This window comes from Streptomyces sp. DvalAA-14 (genome assembly GCF_900091855.1).
Lineage (GTDB): Bacteria > Actinomycetota > Actinomycetes > Streptomycetales > Streptomycetaceae > Actinacidiphila.
In genome coordinates this window covers 1-4,895 of the sequence record NZ_FMCH01000230.1, presented here as the reverse complement: position 1 = coordinate 4,895, position 4,895 = coordinate 1, and the positions used below count along the sequence as shown (strand labels likewise).

Annotated in this window: 4 protein-coding genes; 1 reads left to right on the top strand and 3 read right to left on the bottom strand. The window is 71.3% G+C overall.

Annotated elements, in window-relative coordinates; genetic code table 11:
• From GA0115240_RS12295 to GA0115240_RS12285, 3 genes are all read right to left on the bottom strand, one after another.
• On the bottom strand, positions 1 to 312 hold a 312-nt coding region (locus tag GA0115240_RS12295; RefSeq protein WP_093736718.1), incomplete at its 3' end, for a ferredoxin.
• The gene (locus GA0115240_RS12290; RefSeq protein ID WP_161302175.1) at positions 309 to 1,058 is read right to left on the bottom strand and encodes a ferric reductase-like transmembrane domain-containing protein; all 750 of its coding nucleotides are present in this window, start codon (positions 1,056 to 1,058) and stop codon (positions 309 to 311) included. The genes GA0115240_RS12290 and GA0115240_RS12295, both read right to left, overlap by 4 nt.
• Positions 1,059 to 1,194: 136 nt before the next feature.
• Positions 1,195 to 4,029 (bottom strand): TIM-barrel domain-containing protein, encoded by a 2,835-nt coding sequence (locus tag GA0115240_RS12285; RefSeq protein ID WP_093736716.1) that lies wholly within the window; start codon positions 4,027 to 4,029, stop codon positions 1,195 to 1,197.
• A gap of 293 nt (positions 4,030 to 4,322) precedes the next feature.
• Between GA0115240_RS12285 and GA0115240_RS36130 the strand changes: the two genes are divergently transcribed.
• The coding region (locus tag GA0115240_RS36130) for a DUF4232 domain-containing protein (RefSeq protein ID WP_161302173.1) at positions 4,323 to 4,895 on the top strand (573 nt) is incomplete at its 3' end.

Below are 4,895 nucleotides of genomic sequence, written 5' to 3'. Positions count from 1 at the left end.
GATGGCCTGCATCGGGCAGCAGCGCGCGGCCTGCCGCGCCCTGGCGGCGAGTTCGGCCGGCACGGCGGGCGTGTAGTGCAGGGAGCCGCTCTCGGCGATCCGGAAGACCTCCGGCGCCTCCTGCTGGCAGATTCCGTAGATGTGGCAGCGGTTGTTGTCGACACTGATCCGGATCGGCTCCGCCTCGGGCACCAGGGCGGGGCGGGCCGGACCGAAGGCGCCGGCGGCGACGGTCCTCGGCCCGGCCGCAAGCGGGGATCCGTGCGCGGGGTAGGGGGGCGGTGCGGGCGGCAGCTGGCGGTGGTCGCTCATTCCACCACCTCCGCCCGGGCCGGGAAGGCGCGGCGTCTGAGCCGGGAGCGGGAGGGGAACAGCCGCAGCAGGAAGGTCAGCAGCACCGTCACCGCGCCGGTCGCGATCCCGACCGACACCAGGTTCAGGTGCCGCGGTTCGGGATGGACGAGCACGATGTGCAGCCAGATCGCCGCGAAGGCGATATAGGCGCACTGGTGAACACGCAGCCACCGGTGGTAACCGAGTCGCCGTTGCAGCCAGACCGCGCAGGCGACGGCGACGGCGAGTTCCGTCCCGAGAATGCCGAATCCCACCGGAATACGTTGCAGTCCGCCACTGAAGGGAACCATGAGGCGTATCGTGTCGATCCGCCACACCGGCTGGTAGAGAAACGTGACTCCGTGAATACCGCCGAAGATCATCGCCGCCAGTGCGAGCGTCATGTGGGCGCCGTAGAAAGTCGACCGGTTCACCGCGTGCTGCAGGAAACGCAGCCGCAGCACCGCGCCCAGCACGACGGTGGCGACCATCAGGACGTAGGCGATCAGGGCTGCCAGCCGGGCCAGCCGGTGCACCCCCGTGTCGTAGGGGAGCTGCTTGTCGTAGGCGTCCAGCGGTGAGCCGGGGATGGGCGCCGCCCCGGCCGCGTGCGCGGCCGTGGCGGCGATCATCGACAGGGCGAGCAGGCACAGCAGGAGGACGAGAAGCACCGCGAGGATCACGGGGCGACGTCCGGAAAAGCCCGACAGCACGGTTTTGGCCATGGCCTGGACTCCTTGCTGGTGCATTCATGAATGTCCATGAATGACTGGCGCGGATCTGTTCGGAGTCGGCTCGGCCGGAAAGGGCCCGCCCCCGGAGACGCTCCTTTGGCGGGAGACGGTACACCATTCGGTTCGGTCAGCGGCAGACGATGGTGTGCGCCGATCCGGTGGGCAAAGATGCCGTGCGCACGGTGAGTTGGCGGCTCGCGCCGTCGTATGTCCAGTCGGTGCCGGCGGTCAGGGTCCGGCCGTCGACGGTGACCGTGGCGGGGGCGGCGGCCAGGTTCCGCAGATGGAGGGTCCAGCTGCGGGCGGTGACCTGGCCGGGATAGCTGCCCTGGGCGGCGGCGATGTGCACGGTGGCGGCCGTGTTGTCGTAGGTGATGGCGGTCCGGGTGGACTGGCCGGTGGTGAAGGCGTTGGTGTCGCCGGCGTCCTCGTACAGGGGGAAGGAGCCGTCGGCGCCGGCGGCGATGTCCAAGGTCACCTGGTCCAGGGGTCGCTGGGCGGCGTTGTCGACCTGGTCGGTGCGGGTGGCCAGGATGCCGCCGCCGCGGATCAGCACCGGCATGGTGGACAGGTCGTTGGTGATCTGGACGGTGGCGGGCCCGGTGTAGGTGGTGTTGGTGAAGTAGTCGGTCCAGGTGCCCGGCGGGATCCAGACGCTGCTGGTGGCCGAGGTGCCAGCGGTGGTCACCGGGCGGACCAGGACGTCGTCGCCGTAGAGGTACTCACCGGCGTTGGTGTAGGCCGCGTCGGACTCGGGGTAGTCCAGGTAGAGCGGGCGGACGACGGGGACTCCGGTGTCGTAGGCCTGCCGGGCCAGCGAGTAGGTGTACGGGACGAGGGCCTCGCGCAGTTGGAGGAACCGGGTGGCGGAGGAGTCCGCCGCCGCGCCGTAGTTCCAGGGCAGCCGGTCCCCGTGGTCGGAGTGCAGCCGGTCGACGGGCTGGAAGGTGCCCAGTTGGACCCAGCGGGCGTAGAGGTCGTCGGCCAGGTGGCCGCCGTGGAAGCTGCCGATGTCGTCGCTGACGTTGGACAGGCCGATGGCGGCTTCGTCGGCGGTGAACTGCGCCTCGTAGGCGAGCATGTCCCAGGTGGCGGGGGTGTCGCCGGTGAACTGCAGGGTGTTGCGGTGCTCGGCCCACGGGCCGGCCGGGTAGCTGCCGCCGTAGTTCTGGTAGGAGGCGCCCATCCGGGAGAACGCGAAGCCGCGCACCCCGCGGGCGTCGTCGTGCTGCTTGTACAGCTGGTTGATCCAGGCGTCGGGGGTGATGTTGGGCGCGCTGACCTGGCTGGCGTCGCAGCACCAGTCCAGCCACCACTCGCGCACTCCTTGCTGCTCGAAGGAGCTGTGCAGGTCGAAGTACGCCTTGGCCTGCTGGGGGTTGCTCCAGTCGAAGACGTAGTTGCCGCCGGACTGGGCGAGGCCGCCCGCGGTGGCGTTGGCGGCGGCGAACTTCGGGTCGTTGCCGCCGATGCTGGCGTGGATGTTCAGCGCGACTTTGAGGCCCTGGGTCTTGGTCCAGTTCATGAAGCCGGTCGGATCGGGGAACAGGCCCGTGTTCCAGTTCCAGCCGTCCCAGGTGCTCGGCGACTTGTAGTCGGTGTCGATGACGAGCGCGTCCAGGGGTACGTGGTTGGCGCGGAAGGCGGGCAGCAGGGTGTTGCGGTAGTCGGCGTCGGTGTAGGCGTAGTAGCGCGAGTACCAGACGCCGTAGGCCCATTGCGGCAGCAGTGCGGTCGGGCCGGTGACGGCGCTGAGGTCGGTGAGTGCCTGCTTGTAGTCGTGCCCGTAGCCGAAGAAGTAGCCGTCGCTGTAGGGCTGTCCGGCCGTGGTGGGCCGCTGGCTGATGGTGCCGTCCGCGTTCTGGATCGGGGTCTTGCTGTCGTCGAGCAGGTACCAGCCGTCGCGGCTGAGCACGCCCGGGTGCAGCGCGACGGGCAGCGTGGCGGGGTTGTCCAGGCCCCGGTACCAGCCGCCGAGTTGGGAGTTCGCGCTCGGGGCCCCCGGGGCGCCCGGGTAGGCGGCGCCGGGGCTGAGCAGGGCGAGGCTGTCGATGTTGACCCGGCCGTTGTCGCCGGCGCCGCGGGCGATCTTGACGGTGTTGGTGCCCGCGGTCAGCGGCACGCTCAGATCGACGGTCTTCCAGGTGTCCCAACTGCCGCTGGGCGGCAGGGTGAGGGTGCCGGCCGCGGCGCCGTTCACGGTCGCGGTCAAGGTGCGCTGGGTGGTCTGGCCGTCGCTGCCGGCCGCGTTGGCGTAACGGACGGCGAGGCTGTACGTGCCCGCGGCCGGTACGGCGCCGACGGTCGCGGTGACGCTCGCCCCGGTCTGCTCGAAGCCGGCCGCGAATCCGGTGCCGGTGAAGCCGGTGTGGTCGGTGCCGACGGTGACCCCCGCGGTGAGTTGCGCGGCCTCCGCCTCGCACAGGGACCCGAAGGTGCAGCCGCCGGCCGTGGCGCCGCCGTAGGGGTGGACGGTGACGCTCTTGCCGGCGACGGTCAGTTGGGCGGTGGTGTTGTCCGCGGTGAAGGGGCCCGAGCCGCGGCGGTAGCGCAGGTCGACGGCCGCGGTGCGGATCTCCCGGTAGCCGTCGGCGGTGACGGTGCTGGTGAAGGCGACCGGCGCGTGGTCGCGGTTGACCGCGTTGAAGGTGGGGCGGTCCTCGAAGTGGCCGTCGCCCGCGTACTCCAGGCGGATCACGGTGGGGCTGATCACCTCGAAGCGCGCGGATCCGTCGACGACCGCGTTCGTGCCGTCGTCGGCGGCGGCCGGCCCGGCGGGCAGCAGCGGGGACAGGCACGCGGCCAGCAGGACGGCGGCCAGCGCGCCGGTCCGGGCCGCCCGTGAGGTGCGCGGGCGACGGTGGGGGCGGCGACGTGGGCCGAGGGTCGCCTGCGGACGCGCGGAGTGGCCGGGTTCGGGAGCCGGCTCGGGGCTCCGGTGCCACAATCTGGGCAAGGACATGCCATACCTCCGGGTGTACGGACGCCGTGGGGGGTGATGCCAGCCAACGAGTGTGGCGCAAGCGGCTGCTGATGTCCGTAGTGCGGACCAGTTTTTTCATCGAATGCGCCGCCAACTACCGTGGTGCCGTCGTTTTTTGCGAAGCGCGCGCCACAGGTCCGCCGGGCGGCAGGGACTTTGACATCCCTTTACAACCCCGTCCCCCGCCGTGTCGTCTCTGTTCGCGATTCCCGGTCCGGCCCGTCCGGTTCGCTGCGAGTCCGGGGGCCGCGGGAGAAACGAGGGACAAGGACATGCGCAAGCGTTCAGTAGCCGTGGCGGCAGCCGCCGTTGCCGCGGCCGCGTGCACCGCGATCCCGGCGACGGCCTCCACCCCGGTCCGCGCCGCGGCCGGCCCGATGTGCGCGACCTCGCAGTTGTCGGTCGCCCAGCGCGGCGGCGACGCCGGTGCGGGCAACCTCTACTTCTATCTGGTCTTCACCAACCACAGCGGCACCACCTGCCACCTGACCGGCTACCCGGGCGTGTCCATGCTGGACGCGAGCGGCCGGCAGATAGGTCAGCCCGCGACCCGCGAACACCCCGGGTACAGCCCGGTGGTGCTGGCGCCCGGCGCCTCCGCCAGCGACACCATCCACACCATCAACCAGCAGGGCACCTGTCTGGCCACCTCCGCCGACCTGCGCGTCTACCCGCCGGGGAACACCGCGTCCGTCGTCGTCCCGGCCAAGATCACCGAGTGCTACAACACCTTCGCGGTCACCCCGCTGGCCGCCGGCCGCAGCGGCAACCCCGGCGGCGCGACGCAATCGCCGGCCCCCACCGCCGAGCCCACCGCCACCGCGGGCCGGCCCACCGCCGCCCCG